The sequence below is a fragment of the uncultured Sphingomonas sp. genome, from assembly GCF_964235535.1.
Classification (GTDB): domain Bacteria; phylum Pseudomonadota; class Alphaproteobacteria; order Sphingomonadales; family Sphingomonadaceae; genus Sphingomonas.
In genome coordinates this window covers 13,514-32,394 of sequence record NZ_CAXSBH010000003.1, presented here as the reverse complement: position 1 = coordinate 32,394, position 18,881 = coordinate 13,514, and the positions used below count along the sequence as shown (strand labels likewise).

16 protein-coding genes and 3 pseudogenes are annotated in these 18,881 nt (G+C 66.3%); 8 read left to right on the top strand and 11 right to left on the bottom strand.

Translation table 11 applies throughout. The features are described from left to right. The first annotated feature begins 137 nt into the window (after positions 1-137). Together ACFE7F_RS02085 and ACFE7F_RS02080 are read left to right on the top strand one after the other, a co-directional pair. Positions 138-786, top strand: a pseudogene (locus tag ACFE7F_RS02085) (recombinase family protein). Continuing rightward, positions 777-1,199: pseudogene (locus tag ACFE7F_RS02080) on the top strand (integrase core domain-containing protein); the annotation flags it as partial. The pseudogenes ACFE7F_RS02085 and ACFE7F_RS02080, both read left to right, overlap by 10 nt. A 118-nt stretch (positions 1,200-1,317) precedes the next feature. Here ACFE7F_RS02080 and ACFE7F_RS02075 read toward each other — a convergent pair. Continuing rightward, positions 1,318-1,617 carry an EthD domain-containing protein gene (locus ACFE7F_RS02075; protein ID WP_375402250.1) on the bottom strand — a complete coding sequence of 100 codons (300 nt, stop codon included), beginning with the start codon at positions 1,615-1,617 and terminating at the stop codon, positions 1,318-1,320. Here ACFE7F_RS02075 and ACFE7F_RS02070 point away from each other — a divergent pair. Together ACFE7F_RS02070 and ACFE7F_RS02065 are read left to right on the top strand one after the other, a co-directional pair. Next, positions 1,576-1,761 carry a hypothetical protein gene (locus tag ACFE7F_RS02070; RefSeq protein WP_375402255.1) on the top strand — a complete coding sequence of 62 codons (186 nt, stop codon included), beginning with the start codon at positions 1,576-1,578 and terminating at the stop codon, positions 1,759-1,761. The two genes, ACFE7F_RS02075 and ACFE7F_RS02070, sit on opposite strands and share 42 nt — an antisense overlap. A gap of 108 nt (positions 1,762-1,869) precedes the next feature. After that, entirely contained in the window at positions 1,870-2,856 is a 987-nt protein-coding gene (locus ACFE7F_RS02065; protein ID WP_375402179.1) for an AraC family transcriptional regulator, read from the top strand. Positions 2,857-3,121: 265 nt separating this feature from the next. On the opposite strand, the gene ACFE7F_RS02060 is transcribed toward ACFE7F_RS02065, so the two are convergent. Genes ACFE7F_RS02060 through ACFE7F_RS02045 form a run of 4 tightly spaced genes read right to left on the bottom strand, consistent with a single transcriptional unit; the run spans position 3,122 to position 8,609 of the window. Next, the gene (locus ACFE7F_RS02060; protein WP_375402178.1) at positions 3,122-4,468 is read right to left on the bottom strand and encodes an MFS transporter; all 1,347 of its coding nucleotides are present in this window, start codon (positions 4,466-4,468) and stop codon (positions 3,122-3,124) included. Then, on the bottom strand, positions 4,465-5,403 hold the full coding sequence (locus ACFE7F_RS02055) for a VOC family protein (RefSeq protein ID WP_375402177.1): 939 nt from the start codon (positions 5,401-5,403) through the stop codon (positions 4,465-4,467). Before ACFE7F_RS02055 ends, ACFE7F_RS02060 begins: the two co-directional genes overlap by 4 nt. Positions 5,404-5,429: 26 nt before the next feature. Beyond that, the gene (locus ACFE7F_RS02050) at positions 5,430-6,281 is read right to left on the bottom strand and encodes a fumarylacetoacetate hydrolase family protein (protein ID WP_375402176.1); all 852 of its coding nucleotides are present in this window, start codon (positions 6,279-6,281) and stop codon (positions 5,430-5,432) included. Between the two features lie 12 nt (positions 6,282-6,293). Beyond that, positions 6,294-8,609 (bottom strand): TonB-dependent receptor, encoded by a 2,316-nt coding sequence (locus ACFE7F_RS02045; RefSeq protein WP_375402175.1) that lies wholly within the window; start codon positions 8,607-8,609, stop codon positions 6,294-6,296. Between the two features lie 138 nt (positions 8,610-8,747). On the opposite strand from ACFE7F_RS02045, the gene ACFE7F_RS02040 reads away from it, so the two are divergent. The 4 genes and pseudogenes from ACFE7F_RS02040 to ACFE7F_RS02025 all read left to right on the top strand — a co-directional run. Beyond that, entirely contained in the window at positions 8,748-9,650 is a 903-nt protein-coding gene (locus tag ACFE7F_RS02040) for a LysR substrate-binding domain-containing protein (RefSeq protein WP_375402174.1), read from the top strand. Between the two features lie 136 nt (positions 9,651-9,786). After that, the gene (locus ACFE7F_RS02035; protein WP_375402173.1) at positions 9,787-11,451 is read left to right on the top strand and encodes an FAD-dependent monooxygenase; all 1,665 of its coding nucleotides are present in this window, start codon (positions 9,787-9,789) and stop codon (positions 11,449-11,451) included. A gap of 127 nt (positions 11,452-11,578) precedes the next feature. Further along, positions 11,579-13,069 carry an amidohydrolase family protein gene (locus tag ACFE7F_RS02030; RefSeq protein ID WP_375402172.1) on the top strand — a complete coding sequence of 497 codons (1,491 nt, stop codon included), beginning with the start codon at positions 11,579-11,581 and terminating at the stop codon, positions 13,067-13,069. Beyond that, positions 13,050-13,280 (top strand): annotated as a pseudogene (locus ACFE7F_RS02025) (CoA-transferase); the annotation flags it as partial. The gene ACFE7F_RS02030 and the pseudogene ACFE7F_RS02025, both read left to right, overlap by 20 nt. A gap of 346 nt (positions 13,281-13,626) precedes the next feature. On the opposite strand, the gene ACFE7F_RS02020 reads toward ACFE7F_RS02025, so the two are convergent. The 6 genes from ACFE7F_RS02020 to sctS all read right to left on the bottom strand — a co-directional run bounded on the left by ACFE7F_RS02020 (position 13,627) and on the right by sctS (position 18,878). Continuing rightward, the gene (locus tag ACFE7F_RS02020; protein WP_375402171.1) at positions 13,627-14,586 is read right to left on the bottom strand and encodes a hypothetical protein; all 960 of its coding nucleotides are present in this window, start codon (positions 14,584-14,586) and stop codon (positions 13,627-13,629) included. A gap of 28 nt (positions 14,587-14,614) precedes the next feature. Continuing rightward, on the bottom strand, positions 14,615-15,538 hold the full coding sequence (locus tag ACFE7F_RS02015; RefSeq protein ID WP_375402170.1) for a hypothetical protein: 924 nt from the start codon (positions 15,536-15,538) through the stop codon (positions 14,615-14,617). 107 nt (positions 15,539-15,645) lie between these two features. Continuing rightward, a complete protein-coding gene (locus ACFE7F_RS02010) occupies positions 15,646-17,313 on the bottom strand; it encodes a pentapeptide repeat-containing protein (RefSeq protein ID WP_375402169.1) in 1,668 nt (555 codons plus the stop codon). An 88-nt stretch (positions 17,314-17,401) separates the two neighbouring features. Beyond that, a complete protein-coding gene (locus ACFE7F_RS02005) occupies positions 17,402-17,794 on the bottom strand; it encodes a LuxR C-terminal-related transcriptional regulator (RefSeq protein WP_375402168.1) in 393 nt (130 codons plus the stop codon). Beyond that, positions 17,791-18,615, bottom strand: coding sequence for a type III secretion system export apparatus subunit SctT (gene sctT, locus ACFE7F_RS02000; RefSeq protein ID WP_375402167.1), 825 nt, complete (start codon positions 18,613-18,615; stop codon positions 17,791-17,793). The genes ACFE7F_RS02005 and sctT overlap by 4 nt, the downstream gene beginning before the upstream one ends. Continuing rightward, complete coding sequence (sctS, locus tag ACFE7F_RS01995) at positions 18,612-18,878, bottom strand: type III secretion system export apparatus subunit SctS (protein ID WP_375402166.1); 267 nt, start codon at positions 18,876-18,878, stop codon at positions 18,612-18,614. The genes sctT and sctS overlap by 4 nt, the downstream gene beginning before the upstream one ends. Between the last annotated feature and the right edge of the window lie 3 nt (positions 18,879-18,881).

Sequence of the window (18,881 nt, the reverse complement as noted above, 5' to 3'; positions counted from 1 at the left end):
GGCCATTTCGAGCTCTGTTGTAAAGCTAGCCCAAATGGATCCACTCTATAACCTTGATAGCCAGCGCTACCAAGCAGGTCATGATCGGTGTACCCGAAGGAGCTAAGACCAAGACGAATGATAGTGACAGGCAGGACGTGCGGGGTGCCCGCGTTTACCTGCGGGTTTCGACCGATGAGCAGGATCTGGAACGGCAGGAGCGCATCGTCGCCGACGCCCACGCCGCCGGCTATTACGTCGCGGCCGTCTACCCGGAGAAAGCGTCGGGTGCGCGAGCGGACCGGCGTGAGCTTCTGCGCATGGTTGACGATCTCCAGGCTGACGAGGTGGTCGTGGCCGAGAAGATCGATCGGATCAGTCGCCTGCCGCTGGCGGAGGCCGAACGCCTGGTCGTCGCGATTAGGGCCAAGGGCGCCAGGCTGGCTGTACCCGGCATCATCGCATGTCGGAATTGGTGGCTGGCAGCGCGGGTGTGGCGCGCATCGTACTCGAGGCGGTTCAAGAAATGCTGCTCCGCGTCGCGCTCCAGACCGCGCGCGGCGACTACGAGGACCGTGGCGAGCGCAGCGTCAAGGCATCCAGATCGCGAAGCGCGAAGGGCGGTATACCGGCCGCAAGGCAGACCATGCGCAGCACCGCCGGATCCTGGCCCTCCGTGAGGCGGGCATGAGCATCGCGAAGACCGCCGAGCTCACGCCGTGCAGCCCTGCGCAGATCAAGCGCGTCATGGCGGCGAACCGCATGAGGTCTGCGCCGCTAACAACGGTGACGGAGGCCGGGGAGTGACCGTCGGGTTCACCCGCGAGGCGCTGGCGATCGACGTCGATCAGGGTATCGAGGGCGAACAGGTGGTGGCCGCGATGACGCGGATCGCGTCGTGACACGGGACGCCCAAGACTATCCGCGTGGATAACGGGCCGGAGTTAATCTCTAAGGCGCTCGACCGCTGGGCGTACGAGAACGGCGGCATGCTCGACTTCAGCCGGCGGGGCAAACCAACCGACAATGCGTTTGTGGAGTCGTTCAATGGCCGCCTGCGCGACGAGTGCCTGAACGCGCACTGGTTCCTGTCGCTAGCGGACGCCAGGGCCAAGTTCTGGGCCTGGCAGCGGAACTATAACGAGAGCCGTCCTCGCACATCGCTTGGCTGGTTGACGCCGGTCGAATATGCCGCCGCCGCCAAGATCGCCGCTGAATGACTGCCGGATGCTCACTCTCAGCCTGGATGAAAAACCGGGAGACCCTCTTCCTTGGTCCTGACCATCGAAGTCGATGGATCACTCATAATAGGGCAGCTCAGCGAGGGGCAGCGGATCGCTAGCCGATCACCACTTCCTCGTGGGTGACGACCCTGCCGTAGGACGACAGATCCATGAAGTTCACGTGATCGGGATCGACCTTCTTGAGGAAATTCTCCGAAAAGTAGAGGGCGTTCATGTCCTCCATGCTGTCGAACCACCCCTCGACCACCGAGTCATAGTCCGGACCGGAATAGTCGGGTGCGGTGATCGGATAGGAGACGACGAAGCGTCGTATGTACCGCCTGGCCTCCGGGATCGCCATGAGGAGTGGTCTGTGGACGTCACGCTGGTATCGGACGAACTCGTCATGGCTCATGCCTTGGCGGCGCTTGATCGTGATGATCATCTTTATCATTGGCTTGGTCTTCCTTGGTGCTGCGCCGATAGCGGTTCGGGAGAGCGCAGGGGCGGCGGCGATCGCACCGACGACGGCGAGGCTCGCGACGACGAGGCGACGTGAAGGATCGTTGCTATCGTTCATAAGGCCTCCGGGTGGTACACATCACTAGGCGGCGGGCCTTGGATGATCTATGCGCCAGCGTCCCTGATACCGTCGCGATCGTCCTAGATGCCCGTAGACCCCCTCTCAGACGTGCTCTCGCTGCTGAAGCCGCACACCTACATCGCAGGCGGCTTCGACTTATGCGGCCCCTGGTCGATCGGGTTCGATCCCCACACCGGGATCAAGTGCTACGCGCTTTTATCCGGCGCCTGCTGGCTGGCGCTTGAAGGCCTGCCGGAGGCGGTGCCGCTGGAGGCGGGCGACTGTGTTCTCCTGCCCAACGGGCGGCGGTTCTGCCTGACTAGCGACCTGGCGCTTGCGCCTACCCCGTTCGAGCGGCTGCAGCCCGTGGCATGGCGCGGCGGGATCGCCACCCTGAACGGCGGCGGCGACACGATGATCCTGGGCGGTCACTTCGCGTTCGCGGGAGCACATGCCGACATGCTGCTGGGAGCCATGCCGCCGGTCGCGCATCTGCGTGACGACCGGGACAAGATGAACCTGCGCTGGGCCCTGGAGCAGATGCGGCGCGAGTTGGCCGAAGAACAGCCAGGCGGGATATTGGTCGCTCAGCACCTCGCTCACATGATGTTGGTGCAGGCCCTGCGGCTTTACCTCACCGGCTCGGCGGGAAGGCATGTCGGCTGGCTGTTCGCGCTCGCCGATACGAAGCTCGCCGCCGCGATCGGCGCCATGCACGCGGAGCCGGGCGCCCGCTGGACCTTGCCCGTCTTGGCGGCGAAAGCGGGCATGTCGCGATCGAGCTTTGCCCGAGCGTTCAAGGCGACGGTCGGGACCTCGCCTCTCGACTACCTGACCCGCTGGCGCATGCTGCTCGCGGGCACCCGCCTGACCAACGGCAAGCAGCCGTTGTCATCGATCGCCACCTCGCTCGGCTATGACTCGGAGAGCGCCTTCAGCACCGCGTTCAAGCGCACAATGGGATGCTCGCCCAGAGAGTATGCGCGCTCCGGGCCGCCGATGAGCTCACGCCATCCATGGGCGACGACCGCCATAGCTCGTATCACCGATGGCGAGCAGGCACGGGAATAGGGGCTTGCATCGTGTTGATTGCCAGAGTGTCAAAACCGAACGAGACTGCTGACAAACTGACGAATGCCCGTCAACCACGGTCCTGTCCGGGAACTTTGGTCGACAATGCCAAAGCGGACAAGTTGGATGCCGGACATAAAAAACCGACAGATCGGCTGCTCGTTGGTGCTGATCGGTTACGCTGCTGCCTTGGGCGCTGCCATGGACGAGGATAACAGCCGGACCGCTCTCGCCTCAGCGGTTGACGTGGATGTACGCCAACGGACTACGCTGTTCGCGCGGCAATGCCGGGGTCGGATTCCGACGTCAACGTCCGGCCGAGCGCCAGCAGCAGGCCTGCCACGACGGCGAGCGCGCCGAACGCAATCGAAACCGTCCCCCGCTCGAAACCGCCCGCGAATAACAGGCCGGCGAGCGCGGGAGCGACCGCGCTGCCGATCCGCCCCACGCCGATGACGAAACCGGCTCCCGACGCCCGGGCGTCGACGGCATAGCTCCCGGCGAGCGTCGCGTAAATTCCCGCGATCCCGCCAAAGAGGAAGAAGCCGCATATGCCAGCGGTCATTATCAGCAAGGGCAGGGAAGGGGGCGTCAGCCCGAACGCGGCCGTGGCGAAGCCCAGCCCCGCCATCATGGTCGCTGCGATGCGTCGGAGACCGACGCGGCGCGCTAGCGCGCCGAGCGTCAGCCCGCCGACGATGCCGCACAGGTTCGCCACGGCGGCGACCAGGCTTGCGGACGCGGGCGCGAACCCGGCGTCGGTGACCATCTGCGGTAGCCAGCTCAGCACGTAATAGACGACCATCACGAACAGTAGGTTGGCGGCAGTGACGCGTGCGGTGATGGAGAGCTGCCCCGGCGTAAAGATCGCGCGGTAGCCGCCGCTCTTGGCGCGTGCGGACGCGGGCATGGCCGACACCTCCGGCTGGCGGCATCGTCGGAGCAGACCGTTAACGCGGGCGAGCCCGTCGCCCTTCGGCCTGGCGAGCAGAAACGCCAGGGGCTCGGGGAGGAAGCGGAGCACGAACGGCGTCAGCAGGACCGCGAACACGACGCCGGCCGCGAACACGGCGCGCCAACCAAAAATGCTAAGCAGTACCGACGCGAGCAGCCCGCCTAGAAGACCGCCGGCCGGGTAGCCGACCGCCATGAGCGCCAGGGCCATCGGGCGGCGCTTGGCGTTCGCGAACTCGGCCGCGACCGGGTTGATGACAGCGACCATCGCGCCGATCCCGAGGCCGGTCAGTACGCGCCATGCCGCCAGCTGGCCGAGCGTGCCGGCCGTTGCGGACAGCGCCATGCCCGTCGCCATGAGCGCGAGCGCGACGAGCATCAGCCTTCGGCGGCCGACCCGATCAGCGAGGGGGGCCAGGACAAGCGACCCCAGCGCCATGCCGACCAGCCCCGCCGACAGCACCGCGCCCAGCGCGGCCCGCCCCAGGTTCCAGTCCCGCCCGATCGCGGGCGCGGCGAAGGTGACCGACAGCACATCGTAGCCGTCGAGCGCCGAGAGCGCGACGGTTACCGCGATCGCCGCCACCTGCGCCGGGCTCATCGGGGCCGCGTCGAAGCGGCGTCGGATCTCGTCCGCCGTCACGCCGGCCGACGTCACGCGTCCTCGCGGACGGGATCGACCTCGTAATTGTGGACGAAGTCGTGCGGGACCTCCGGCCCCCAATTCGCCAGGCTGTCTGACATCTCGTAGTTGGTTGGCGTCCAGAGCGAATAGTCGTCGATGTGGTCCATGTCCGAATAGTATTCGAACCACGAGCCCCAGGGGTCCTGGATGTAGTGGAAGAAGTTGGACCCGATGGTGTGCCGCCCGAAGCCCCAGTCGCCCTTGCCGGCCTTGGCATGGAGCGCCCGGCCCCCGCGGCCGACGGCATCGGGGTCGGCAAGCTGGAAGCTGGCATGGTGAAAGCCGACCCCGGGCGATTTGGCGAACGCAACGACATGGTGGTCGCTGTCCTTTCGGGCGCAGCAGAAGGCGATGATGTCCTGCGCCCGGTCCGCCAGACCCATGCCTAGCGCCTCGGTCACGAACTTGACGCTCGCGAGCACGTCCGGGCTGAATACTAGGATGTGCCCGAGCCTGAGCGGTCGGGCCGGCGCATAGGAAGCGCCGGGCAGCATCGCCGAACGCCTAGTTCGTATCAGCCGCCCAGGCGCATTAATCTCATAGGCTGGAGCTTCGGCAAGCTCAGGGTCAGCCACGCGCTCCGACAGGTGGATCAGCATCCCGTGCGGATCCTCGATCCACAGACCGTTGTCCTCGAAGGCATCGGGTGCCGCGACGACCCTGCCGCCGTGTCCGGCGACGCCCGCCGCGATACCGTCCAGGTCGTCGGCCCGAAGCGAGATGTGGTGAAGACGCTTCTTAGCGCGGCCGCCTAGCAGGACGATCGAGTCGCGGTCCTGCCCCTCGCAGCGCAGTCGCGCGACGTCGCCCTCGATCGCGGCAAGGAGCCCCGCGTCCGTGTAGAACTTCACGCCGGTTTCGACGTCCGGCACCTCCAGCGTCATCGACAACGCGCCTAAAACGGCCATTTTGCTCTCCTCTATCCCGCTTCCCGTCAGCCAGCGATCCGGTTCTCGATCGCGCCAATACCCTCAACTTCGCATCGAACGACGTCACCGGCTTGCAGGAAGCGCTGCGGCTCTATTCCGACGCCGACGCCCTCGGGCGTGCCCGTGGCGATCAGGTCGCCGGGCTCGAGCGTGAAGGCAGTAGAGAGATAGGCGATCTGCTTCCACAAATTATGGATCATCTGGCTCGTGTTGTTGTCCTGACGAAGCTCCCCGTTCACCCAGGCCCGTAGCCGAAGCGCATGAGGGTCTCGCACCTCGTCCGCCGTAACGATCCACGGCCCGATCGGGCCGTGCGTGTCGAACGACTTGCCCATAGTAAAGGTCGGCGTGTGGAACTGCCAGTCACGCGCCGACACATCGTTGGCGACGAAGTAGCCGAACACGTAGGCCGGCGCGTCCGCTTCCGACACGCCCTTCGCGCGACGACCGACCACGGCGCCCAGCTCGACCTCATAGTCGAGCTTCTCGGTTACACCGGGATAGATGTCGTCGTACGGCCCGGAAATGCAGGTCACCTGCTTGTTGAACCAGGTCTGGTGCTGCGACCGCTTGACGCCGAGCTTGTCGGCCTCCTCGAGATGCTTGGCGTAGTTCATGCCGATGGCAAGGTACTTACCGGGCCGTTCGATCGGAGCGAGCAAGCGCAGCCCGCCTAGCGCACGCTGAGGCTCCGTCCGTTCGACGATCTCGCGCACCTCGTCCAGCACCGCTGCGCCACCGTCAACAACTTCGCGGATCGTCGTCCAGCGACTGCCCGACGTGACCAAGTCGACAATGCCCTTGCCCTTAACAGCGCCGATCCGCGCGCCGTCCTCCTCGAATCTGACAAACCGCATTTGTCGCTCCAATCAAAAGTTCACGCGGGCAGTAAGTCCGTATTCGCGCGGACGGCCCAAATCATAGCGCGCGGCACCCACATTCGAGTAATAGTTCACGCCGCCGATATCATACCGCTCATTGGTGATGTTGGTGACATAGCCCGCGATACTGAGTCGCTTAGCGGCGGGGGTGAACTCGATACGGCCGTTTAGCAGCCCATAGGCGCGCAGGCGCAACGCGTCGGCATCGGTCGGGGTACTCTGCTGATCGTCCTGGAAGCTGTAGTTCAGCGTGCTGACGACCCGCGCCCCCGAGCCGAACTCGAGCGTGTGAGCGGCGCCGAGCGCGAACGTCAGCTCGGGTGCACGCTGGAACTCGCTGTTGAGCGTGATCGCCGTCGCGGTGCCGACGTCCGTGTATTTGATGTTGAGGTAGGCGACGTTGCCGAACACCCGGAACTGGTCGGTGATCGCGGCGGAATATTCCACCTCGAAGCCATAGCTGCGCGCCTTGCCGGCGTTCTCCAAGATCAGGTCGACATTGCCCGTTGCCGCGTTCGGCCGCGCGCTCTGGACTTGGATCGCGTTGTAGTCGACGTAGAACACGGTCGGATTGAGCGTGATCCGCCGATCGAGGAACTGCAGGCGCGCGCCGATCTCGTAGCTCGTTGCCTTTTCCGGTTCGAACGGCTGAAGCTGGGGGTTGCGCGTCGCGACATAGGGGTTGAAACCGCCGCCACGGAACCCGGTGGAGACATTGGCGTAGGTCATCACGTCCGGCGTCCATTGCTGCTGCAGACCGGCGCGGAACGTTCTGCTGTTGAACGTCCGTTCCGCGCTGGCGAGCAGCGCGCCCGCGGCGTTCCGGGCGGTCACCTGCTTGTCGTCCTCGCTGTAGCGGAAGCCGCCGAGCACGCTCAGCGTGTCGGTGAGCTTGAACGAGCCGTCGATGAAGCCGGCATAGGATTTAAGGTTGCGGTCGGTCGGCACCGGGGAGGTAGGCGCTGCCAGAACGAAATTCAGCCGCTCGGGCAGTCTGCCCGGAGAGCGCTCGTTGTAGTAGAAAATACCGGTCACGAAGTTCAGCCGCTTGTCGAACAGCGAGCCGTTGAGTTGCACCTCCTGCGAGAAGGCACGCGTCGCCGAGACGAGGATACCGCCGTTGAAGATCGGGATTGGCGATCCATCCAAGTCGCTGCTGAGGCGAGAGTCCACCTCCTGCCAGCCGGTCAGCGACTTCAGCGTCAGCCCCGGCGTGATCGTCCAGCCGACGGTCGCCAGCGCGTTCTTGTACTCCGTCTCGCTGAACTCGGGAAATAGCGTATCGTATTGCGTGTAGTAGCCCGAGCTTCGGAACGCCTCGTTGTATAGCGGTAGGCCGCGGGCGGGCGCGATGCGGGTATTGTAGATGAATGGCAGCGTCGGCGAACTACCCGGTCGAGGCGGTACCGGCGTGATCGGCCCGCGTGTATTATAGTTAAAGCCGTCAAGCTCGAACTTACTGTATTGGCCGGACAAGTCGACGTAGATGTTGGCGGTCGGCTCGATGCGCGCCTGTAGCCGGATTAGATCGGTCTTGGTGTCGCCGACCCTGCGTCCCGACGGCTGTGCCCGGACGAAGCCCGCCTGCTCGACATGCCCACCGGTCAACCGCAACGCGGCGAAGTCACCGATCGGCACGTTCAGCCCGCCGGAGATGTCGTATCGGTCAAAGTTGCCGATCGCGCCCGAAACATGGCCCGAAAAGTCGTTCAGTTCAGCCGCACGCGTAGTGTAGCGGATCGCGCCGGCGATCGTGTTGCGGCCGAACAGCGTACCCTGTGGTCCGCGTAGCACCTCGATCGACGCAAGGTCAACGACCTCGAAGATCGTGCCCTGGAGCGAGGGATAATAGAAGTCGTCAACATAGATGCCGACCGCCGGTTCCGACCCGTTGCCCGCACGCTGCTGCCCGAAACCGCGCAAGAAGAACGTGGCGGATCCGCCGCTGTCGCCACCTGACTGGGTGCTGACCTGAAGGCTTGGCACCACCGTCATTAGGTCGCGCGTGTCCGCGACGTTGAGCTGGTCCAGCGCGCCTTCGGATAGCGCGGTCACCGCGACCGGCGCTTCCTGCAGCCGCTGCTCGCGGCGCTGGGCGGTGACGACGACGTCGCCGGCCGTCGTATCACCGACCGGCGAGCTGCTCGCCTCTTCGTCATTGCCGGCGGGCTTGGCTGTTTGCGACCGATCCGCTGCACCAGTTGTCGGTGAAGCCGCGATCTGTGCCTGCGCCGCGGTTGCGGCGAGGCTAAGGGCGATCATCGAAGTCGCCAGCGCCAGCTTAGTCTTGGTCGGTCCGCTCACAGCCCTCTCCTTTTGTTGTCACCAGCGGGATGGCTCCCGCTGAGGCGTCTTTGCGCCCTGTTGCTATATCGGTTAAACGAGGGCAGGCGATAAGAAACGATGGAAAATTTATGACGGTGTTGCTAGAACGGCATCACCGTGAAGCTTACCCAGCTACGCCATCTTATTGCGGTCGCCGAACTCGGCGGCCTGCGTCGTGCGGCTCGCCATCTCGGCTTGGCGCAGCCGGCCATTACGCGCAGCATTCGTGATCTCGAGCACGAACTGGGCGCGACGTTGTTCGAGCGCAGCGCCAGCGGGATGATGCTTACGCCTATCGGCAAGGCATTCGTGCGACGGAGCGCGGCGGTGCAGGTGGAGCTTGAGCGCGCGCGGGACGAGGTGCAGCAGTTAAAGGGGCTCAGCACCGGCACCGTCTCGATCGGCTTATCTACCGCGCCCCATGTCCTTATGTTGCCCAAGGTGCTTGATCCGTTCCGTCGGCGTTACCCTGACGTTCGGTTGCGGATCGCCGAAGGCCTCTTCCCCGCGCTGGAAGCGGAAGTCCGCGACGGCTCGATCGACTTCTACGTCGGCCCATTGTCGGAGGATCGCCTCGCGGGCGAGTACGTCGTCGAGAAGCTCTTCGACAACCACCGTGTCGTCCTCTGCCGTCGCGGTCACCCTCTCGCGGGAGTGACGACGCTCGGTGAGCTGGCCGAGGCCCGCTGGGTCACCACGTCCGTTACCACCAATAGCGAAGCCGAGCTCTTCCCGCTCTTCGAGCGGCATGGGCTGCCCAACCCGGTAATCGCGGTGCAGGCGCAAAGCGCGCTTTCGATGATAACGGTGGTGGCATCATCCGACATCCTGGCTATGCTACCGCGACAGTGGCTCGATTTCACGAGGACTGGTCGATTGCTTACCCATATTTCGGTGAGGGAGGAGCTGGCAGCACCCGCGATCTGCATCGTAACGCGTACGAGCCTGCCCCTCACCCCGGTTGCGGGGGATCTGTGCGACCTCTTTCGCAGATCGGCGCTGAACCAAGCTGATACCTGAGCAGCAACACCGCCCGTCTTTTGCCATCATTTTATATCGCCCATTATCCTTTATCGCGCTGATTATCCACGGCGCGGCAGACGCCGAGGCCAGGAGACGATGGTCGTCGCTCCTGCTTGGCGAGGTTGGAGCGAGGATGGTCATGGGAACGGTGGAGCACCATTCGGTCGTCATCGTCGGGTCAGGTCCGAGCGGGCTGGCGCTAACCATCGAGCTGGGCTCGCGTGGGATCGACTGCCTGTTGGTCGAGCGGAATGACCGGGTCGGCTACGCGCCGCGCGCCAAGACTACCAACGTCCGCACGCGCACGCACTTGCGGCGCTGGGGCATCGCCGACCGACTCGCAGCGGCCTCGCCGTTCGGCGTGGACTATCCCTCGACCGTGAACTTCGTGACGCGGTTGAGTGGTTTCGGTCTGGCGCGGGTTGAGAATGCCTCCAACTGCAATCCCGCCCGCAGCGATCTCTATCCGGAGCACGGGCAGTGGGTTCCACAATACAAGCTGGAGCAGGTGTTGCGCGAGCACGCCGAGAGCCTGCCGAGCGTGTCTATGCGCTTCTCGACCGAATTTGTTTCGGCTGGGCAGGACGACGATGACGTCACGCTAGTGCTTCACGACCTCATCGCCGACGAGGAGCTCACCGTTCACTGCGCGTACGTCGTGGGGGCCGATGGAGCGCGCAGCCTGCTGCGCGATCACATTGGGGCAAAGATGGAGGGCACGTACGGGCTGTCGCGCAACTCGAACGTCGTCTTCCGCGCGCCCGGGCTTGCCGAGGCGCATGCACACGGTCCTGCGACCATGTACTGGCAGGTCGATCCAGTCGCCCCCAGCCTGATTGGGCCTATGGACGAGGGCGACATCTGGTTCTTCATGCCGACGCGGCTGCCCGAGGGGTTTACGATCACGCCGGAGAACGCGGCCGATTTGATCCGAAGCTCAACCGGCATCGACCTGCCGTACGAGATTCTGAGCAGCGACGAGTGGGTCGCGAGCAGCCTCCTTGCTGATAGATATCGCGACCGCCGCATCTTCCTGATTGGCGACGCGTGTCACCTGCACCCGCCGTTCGGTGGTTTCGGGATGAACATGGGTGTCGCCGACGGTGTGGATCTGGGATGGAAACTTGCCGCCAGGCTCGCCGGCTGGGGCGGCCCGGCGCTGCTCGATAGTTACGAGGTCGAGCGCCGCGCGATTCACAAGGAGGTGATCGCCGAGGCGGAAGGCAACCATGCTGTCCTATCAAACGACTTCTGGTCCGACGGGCTCGACGCGGCGAGCGAGCGCGGGGCGCAGCTTCGCACCGCGATAGGTCATGAGATCGTAACGATAAAAGCTCGCGAGTTCCACACACTCGGCACCGTGCTGGGCGGTTGCTATCGCCGTTCGCCGGTGATCGCGACCGAAACGGGCGCGGGACCCCGTTCGGATGCGGCCGAATACGTCCCGTCCAACAGTCCCGGCTGCCTTGCGCCGCATGTCTGGCGTGCCGACGGCCGCTCGATCTACGACCTGTTTGGCCCGGGCTTCGCCCTGATCCATCGTCCGGATGCCGATCCCGCCGACCTCGCGCGCGCCTGCGCTGAAGCTTCCCGGCGCGGCGAACCTCTGACGCTCGTGCCGCTGCAGGCGGACGAAGCCGTCGACCTATACGGGACAACACTCACTCTGGTCCGACCTGACCAGTACGTTGCGTGGCGGGGCGACGACTGGAACGACGACGTCGTCGACCGGACCTCGGGATGGACCGACCACACCTCCATCGCCGCCGTCGGGGCTCACAGCATGGCCGCGGCGTAGGATCGCCCCAAAATCATCAGCGGCGTTTCGGCCGCGTCTACATCGAGGAGCCACGATGCATCTGACTAACTGGATCACGGGCGGCCTGCTACGCCCTGCGGCGGCGTTGCTCGCCGGAAGCGCGGCGGTGGCGCTCGGCCTGCCGATTAGGGCTGACGCCCGATCGACCTCGCCCGTGACCAGTGGCGTAATCTTGAGCGGTGTGACGATCGTCGACACGAGTTCGGGCAAGCTCACCCCGAACATGGCGGTTGTGGTGGAAGGAAACCGGATCGTGCGGATTGCGCGCACCGGCTCGGTGCGAACACGCGGGCGGGCTAGGGTCGTGGACGCGCGAGGCAAGTTCGTGATGCCGGGCTTTCTCGACATGCACGCACATCCTCTCGACTCCCCCGATCCGGTCGGCTCGTTGACTCTGATGTTGGCAAACGGTGTCACAGGATTTCGGCAGATGTCTGGGTCGGCTGCGCTGCTGCAGGCGCGGCGCGACGGCGCATTACCCCTGTCGGACACGACTCCCGCTCTGCTGATAATGCCCGGCGCGGTCCTGACGCCGGGCAACGCCGCCACCCCGGCCGCGATCATTGCCGAGATCGGACGGCAGAAAGCACAGGGTGCAGATTTCATCAAAGTCGTCGCTGCCACGCCCCCGACCTTCCTGGCCGGACTGTCGGAGGCGAAGCGCCAGGGGCTGCCGTTCGTCGGGCACCTGCCGCCGAGCACATCGGTGGTCACCGCCTCGCAAGGCGGGATGCGCGCGATCGAGCATGAAGGTCCTACGGAGTCTATTCTCCTAAGCTGCTCCAGTGATGAGGTAGCGTTACGCCGCGACTTAGTACCTCCGCAGATGCCGGGTCCGCCGTCTGGCATGCCGCAGGGGAGCGGAACCGCCCCGACGCGACCGCCCGGTCCACCAATGACGCTCAGGTCGCTCGTCAATCCGATGGCTATGACCACGGCGGCCGGCTTCGCGCACATTGAGCGCACGGTCGCGAGCTATGATGAGACCCGGTGCCGCAGCGTTGCCCGGACTCTGGCGGCAAACGGAACTTGGCAGGTTCCGACGCTGCTTCGGGTTCGCACGATGGAGTTTAGCGACGACGCGCGTTACCGGATCGATCCTAACCTGCGCTACGTGCCGGCGGCGGGCCGCCGGCTCTGGTCGGAGGTGGCGGGAGAATTCGCTGCGAGGCAGACGCCTGAGTCGCGCGCGACGGTCGAGCGGCTGTTCGCACGCCAGCTCCGACTGGCCAAGCTGTTCGAGGAGGCGGGCGTGCCGATGCTTGCGGGCACCGATTTCGGTGGGGGCTGGGTGATCGCCGGGTTCGGTTTGCACCAGGAATTCGACCTGCTCGCGAAGGCGGGGCTGTCGCCGCTGACAGTCTTACAAATGACTACGCTTAACGGTGCCCGGTTTCTGGGACGCGAGGCCACAATGGGAAGTGTCGCGGTCGGCAAGGAAGCGAACCTCGTGCTCCTCGATGCAAACCCCGTCGAGAGCGTCCAGGCGTTGCATCGGATCGCCGGCGTGATCCGCGCCGGACGCTACTACGCACCCGCCGACCTCGATCAGATGAAGAAGTCTGTGGCGACGCGGTATGAACAAGCTCTACCCTGACGCGGCTGCTGCGCTCGACGGGCTTCTCCGTGACGGCATGATGATCTGCGCGGGCGGTTTCGGCTTGTGCGGGATCCCCGAACGGCTGATCGACGCGATCGGGGCGTCGGGGGTAACCGGCCTGACGATCGCCTCCAACAATGCGGGGGTCGACGGCGAGGGTTTGGGCAAGCTGCTCCGCACGCGCCAGGTCAGGAAGATGATCTCCTCTGCGGCTCGGATCATTCAGGTCGTTGTGCGCGCCCTGCCAAGCCGACATCTGCCATGTCGCGGAGGACCGGAGCAAGCCGTTCGGCGCTACTTCGGCAACCGACACGGCGACGTCGTTCGTCCAGCGCGGGAAGTTTATGAAGGTGCACCCGTCTCGCTCACCGCGACGCCGGTCACTTGCTCGCGACCAGCTACGGTCGTCCGCCGTGCTGCGCCGTGGCGGGGAGCGCAAGGGCGAGCGCCGCTGCGAAATTTGAGCCGCACAGTGGGTTCTCCCTGTCGCTTGCTGGATGAACAAAGTGCCAGGCGCGCGCGCGACTCTCGGATCGATTGATTGGACCGATCGGTCAGGGCCTGATGGTACCGTCCTGCCCGTAATCCCGCGCGCGCTGACGCAGCATCGCCATCGTGGCGGGCGGAACCACCATGCCCGCCTCGCGCATCGCGGCCGTCGGCCACTCGCCCGCCAGTACCTTGACCAACACCTCGTTCGGGGGCGGGGGCGGCCAGGGTAGCCCGGGACGCCGCGCCTTTGCCCGCATCCGCTCGAAGATCGCGTCCTCCGCCGGGTCGGCGAGAACACGCTGCCTGAACAGCGCATGGACGGGCATGAAGCCGCCCATCGACACCCGCCACAACGGCGCGCCCGCCCGAACCAGTTCCTCCGCGATCGCGAACGACTCCATGTTGGTCGCGGTCTCGAGGTGCCCGCTCCCGAACTGGTCGACCCATTGAAGGTCCAGCCCGTGCCGCACCAGCATCATCGCTCCGCCGAGCTGCCCGGTGGCAGTGACATCGCGGAAAACGTCGAGGCCCCCGGACTTCTGCGGGTCGGGCGACGCCCCGGCGCGCAGCAGCAGCTCCGCCATATCCGGCTCGTCGGCGAGCAACGCCCAACTCAGCGCGCGGCCGCGCTCGACCCCTTGCGGCGATACGCCCGCGCGCAGCAGGGCGGCCAGCATCTCGCCGTCGCAGTTGGTCACCGCCAGCGTCAGCAGGTCGCCATCCTGCCCGGCGGGCCGATTGCCCCGGCGATCATAATTCACCGTGAGCTCGATGAGGCGCAGGTCGGCGGCCAGCATGGCCGCCACCGCCGCGCGATCGCCGTCCATTAGCGCGTCGTACAGCCGCCGCCCCGCCTCGCCATGCGTCAGGTTAGGCCGAACCAGCTCGGGCTTGGGAAACAGATAGCCGGGACGTCCGGAAAAGCATTTCGGCGGCATCGCGCAGCCCTGTGTTGAGGCACCGACGGCCAGTCCGGCCAGAAGGACGGGAACGATGCGCCTGATCGACATTCGATCCTTCATGCCCCGACCCAGGGCCGACGGCCAGTCTCTATCGCGCCCGCAAACCCGACAGGACCCACTCCATGCCGTGCTTGTCGAGCGGGTTGTCGTTCCAGAACCGCTTGCCCGACGGCAGGACCGCGTCGAGCTGGATGCGCGTGCCATAAGCTTCGGGCGCATCCGCGCGGCTGCCCAGATAACCGCCGATCAGCCCCCCGACGACCCGATCGCCGCCGTCCTGCAACGCGGACAGGATCTCGCCCCGGACGAAATAGGCGCGGATGTCGGGCGTGGTGCGTCCCGACGCGTTCCGGATCGCGTTCGCTTGGTTGATCGTGGCGTCGCTCAGGCCCGCCGCGTTGAAGGTCACCGTCCGCGAGCCCGCAGCCAGCCCGGCCGCCGAAGCAAGGCCGCCGCCCAGCGAATGACCGGTGAAGGTGACGTTCGTCGCGCCCGATTGGGCGACCTGACGCCCGACCTCCAGGGCCCGCTTGTAGTGGTCCGTGTTCAAGCCGACGGCCTGGCGCACGTTGGCGACCCAATCGCCGCGCTCGACGCTGCCGCGAAACGCGATCACGACCTGGGTGGTCTTGCCCGTGCCGTTGATATAAGCACGCGCCGAATAGCCGTCCGCTTGTTGGGCCAGGAACGCAGGATTGACACCGATCCGCGCCAGTTCGGCGTTCGTCGCGACGCGATAACCGGCGGGCGGCGCGGCGGCGTCCAGGTAAACGTCTTGCGCCAGCTTCGCGAGCGCGACCGGGTCCGCCGCCGTCTGGGCCGGCCCGCGCGCGGACGCGGACGAAGCGGCCGCCAGGGTCGCGGGCAGCGGCGCGGCGGCGGGGGCCCAGGCGAACCGCTCGCGCCCGGCGACCGACGCCTGCGCCGCCGTCAGATCGGACCCGGGATCACCGAACGCGCCAACCAAGCGCGCGGTCGTCGATGCGACGGGGTCGAGTCGGTTGATCTGCATCGGGCGCTCCAAATTGAGAGGTCCGTCGTAAACCGAACGCAACCCCCCTGTCCCTCCGCGAAACGCTTAGATCGGTCGCTTTTTCCTCCGCGTTTCGCGGAGGCCGCTCACGACTCCGCCCACAGATTGGCGAGCGCCGCCTGCGGCAGGTCGACGCGCGTCATCGGCACGAAGCTTCCGTTCGGGCCGCACTGGGCGAAGGGTGCGCCCGTCGCGATCACGCGCAACTCGTCGCCCGCCGCCTGGAGCACGGGAACAGCGGGCACCACGGGCCGGGGCGCGGCCATCGGTACGAAGCGCCAACGCCCGCGCCACCAAACCCGCCTGAAACGCGGCTTGGCGGGCTGGGGAGAGACGGTGGGCGCGCCGCTCGCGCCGAGGACTAGCGTGGCGGGATCGTAGGTCAGCCCGGTCGCGCGCAGTCGGCAATCGCCGAGCGCCGCGCCCTTGGCCTCGATTCGCCCGGTCGCGTCGACGCGCAGCAACATCCGCGCCTGCGCCGAGTCGAGCACCACCGGACCGATCCGCTGGAACAGCTCCGACCGGATGAATTCGGGGGTCAGCGGCGCGTCCGACGAGATGAACAGCGCCAGGCTATCCGGTCGCACCCATCCCGGCGCGCCCGCGGCGCGCGCTAACGCATCGCGCCGGCCGCGATAGGCGGGCAGGAGACAGGGCGCGATCTCGTCTTCCTCCTTTAAGCCACAGGCGTCGCGTTCCGCCATCCAGGCGCCACGCGCGGCGGTGTCGGCGGCCGCGCGTCGGACCGCGCCGCGACGCGTCGGAACCGCGCCCGGAAGCGCCGCCCCCGCCTCCAACTGCGCGACCGCGCGGTCCAGGCGGCGCAACTCGCTCGACGGCGCGGTACAGATCGCGCGCTGCACGGGTGTCCGCGCGGCGGCGCAGTTGAACGACGCCCCTCCGGCCGCCGCCCCGCTCAGAAACGCGCGCTGCATCCGCGCCAGCTCGGCCGGCAGGAAGATCGCGGCATTATGACGGCTGCGCACGACTAGCGGCCCCGTCACTTTGGCGCCCTTCATTCGACCCAGATGCTCCAATCCCACCTCGGTCTGGTCGAGCACCGCTCCGCTCGCGTCGACATCGGGGAAGTAGAACGGCCAGAAGCTCGCCTTGGTCAGGTCCGCGCCCTTCAGCGACATGTCCTGCCGGTCGAGCGGACACCCGTCGACCGCGGTCAACCCGCACTCGACGCGGAACCCAGTCAGCACCGCCTCGTCGAGCTTCAGCCCGCGCATCGATCCTTTCCAGCCGCCATCGAGTCGCGAGCGGCTGAGGTCCACGCCCGTCGCATCGACCCGCGCCAGCGTCGAGTCGCGCAGGAGCGACCATGGCAGTTTCGCGCCCGCGAACTTCGCCCCCGTCAGATCGCTATCGATGAAGCCGAGTCCCGTGCCCGCGAACTTCGACCAGTCGGTCAGTCCGAGCTTGGCGCTAATGAAGCAGATGTCGTGGAGCTTACGCTGGTCAAATTTCTGACCGGAAAAGTTCGCCCCCTTCACAAACATCACGCCGACGGCCTTCCGTCGCAAGCGCTCCAGATCGCGCGGCGACTTCAGGGTCCGTCCGTCGATCACCCCCGCCGGAAGCGTTGTCGAACCCAGCGCGGGCGCGTTGGCCAGGCAGGAGGTGGGCGGCGGGGCCGGTGTCGGGAACAGATCGCCCCCGAGCGGAGCGGCGGCGGCGGGGGGCGGAGCCGGAGCGGCCGCCGGCTGAAGCTGAACCGCGAGAAGCGCCATGGCGAGGAGGTGCGGCAAGGATCGTCTCCGAGGATCGAGTAGGGGTAACTGTTCCGGGCCGCCCCGCGACCGTCAAGCGGGCCGCCGTCCCCGGACGGGACGGCGTTCAGTCGAGCGGATGAAATAGAAGGCCAGCGACGCCGCCGAGTTGGCGCATTCCGTCTACGCCCAGTCGGACGACCGCGCTGTTCAGATGCGAGCGCACGGTGGTCTCGTTGATGCCCAGCAGCGTGCCGATGTCTGCGTTCGACCGTCCCCAGCCCAGCAGCCGCATCGACGCCGCCTCCGTGCGCGTCAACGTCCTGAGTCCGGCGACCAGCGACAAGGGCACGCGGCCCGCATCGACCAGGAACTCGCCCACGCGCACGTCAGGTCGCCGCTGGTCGACCTGCTCCGTGCGGCGCAGCAGGTCGATCAGCCGGATCAGCTCGTTGGGATCGGAGACGCCCTCGCCCGGGCGCGGCGCGGGGGCCGGCGACGGAGCGAAGCCTTGCGTCACCGCGGCGCCTCCGGCCGGCCAACCCGGCGGAGCACCGTGTCGCTCACAGATTGCCGGCTCGACAGGTCGTGCAGCACCGCGTCGGCCATAAGCGGCAGCAGCATGGCCAAAATCGCGACGGCGGCCGCCGCCTTGATCGGCATCGACAGCGCGAACACGTTGAATGACTGCGCGAAGCGGTTGAGCAGCCCCATCCCCGCATCGATCACATACAGGATCAGGATCACCGGCGACGAGAAGATGAAAGCGAGCGTGAATAGCCGCCCGAACTCGCCTTCGAAAAGGCGCACCGCCTCCGGATCGAAGCGCAGCGGACCCGGGCCGAGCGGCCAGATCGTGTAGCTGAGCATCACCGTGCCGACGAGGAGCGTGATCCCGCCCGCCGACACGAACAGCACCTGCGCGAACCGGCTCAGCAGCGTGGCCGTGATCGATTCCTGCGTTCCCGTGAGCGGGTCGATCAGCTGGCCGACGGTCGCGCCGACTTTGGTGTCGATGATCTCGCCCGCCGCCGCCATCGCCCAGATCACCGTGCCGAAGAAGAAGCCGATCGTGATCCCGGCCGCTGCCTCCTTGGCGTATAACCAAAGCCAGTCGACCGCGCGGAGCCCTGTAGGACTGAAGCCGAGCGGCATCGACAGCGCGATCAGCCCGAACGCGATGATAATTGAATTGCGCACTGTCGCCGGGATCACCTGGGGCGAGAAGATCGGCACCATCACGAACGCGAAGCCGAACCGCGCGGCGGCAACCCCGACGGTCAGCGCCTGCTCGGTCCACGGCGCGATTGCGGCCAAGGCGGGCGCGGCGCTGGCCGTCACCGCACCATCCCGGAGAAGCCCGAAAAGATGTTGTCGCCGAATTGGAGCAGGCTGCCCGCGACCAGCGAGGCGGTGAGGAAGATGGTGAGCACGATCGCGAAGAACTTGAGCGTGTATTGCAGCGTCTGTTCCTGGAGCTGCGTCGCCGCCTGGATTACGGCGACAAGCAGCCCGACGACCGATGCCGCGATGATCGGCGGGGCGGACAGCAGCAGCACCAGCCACAGCGCCTGGATCGTGATGGAGACGACGTCGCCCGTCACGCG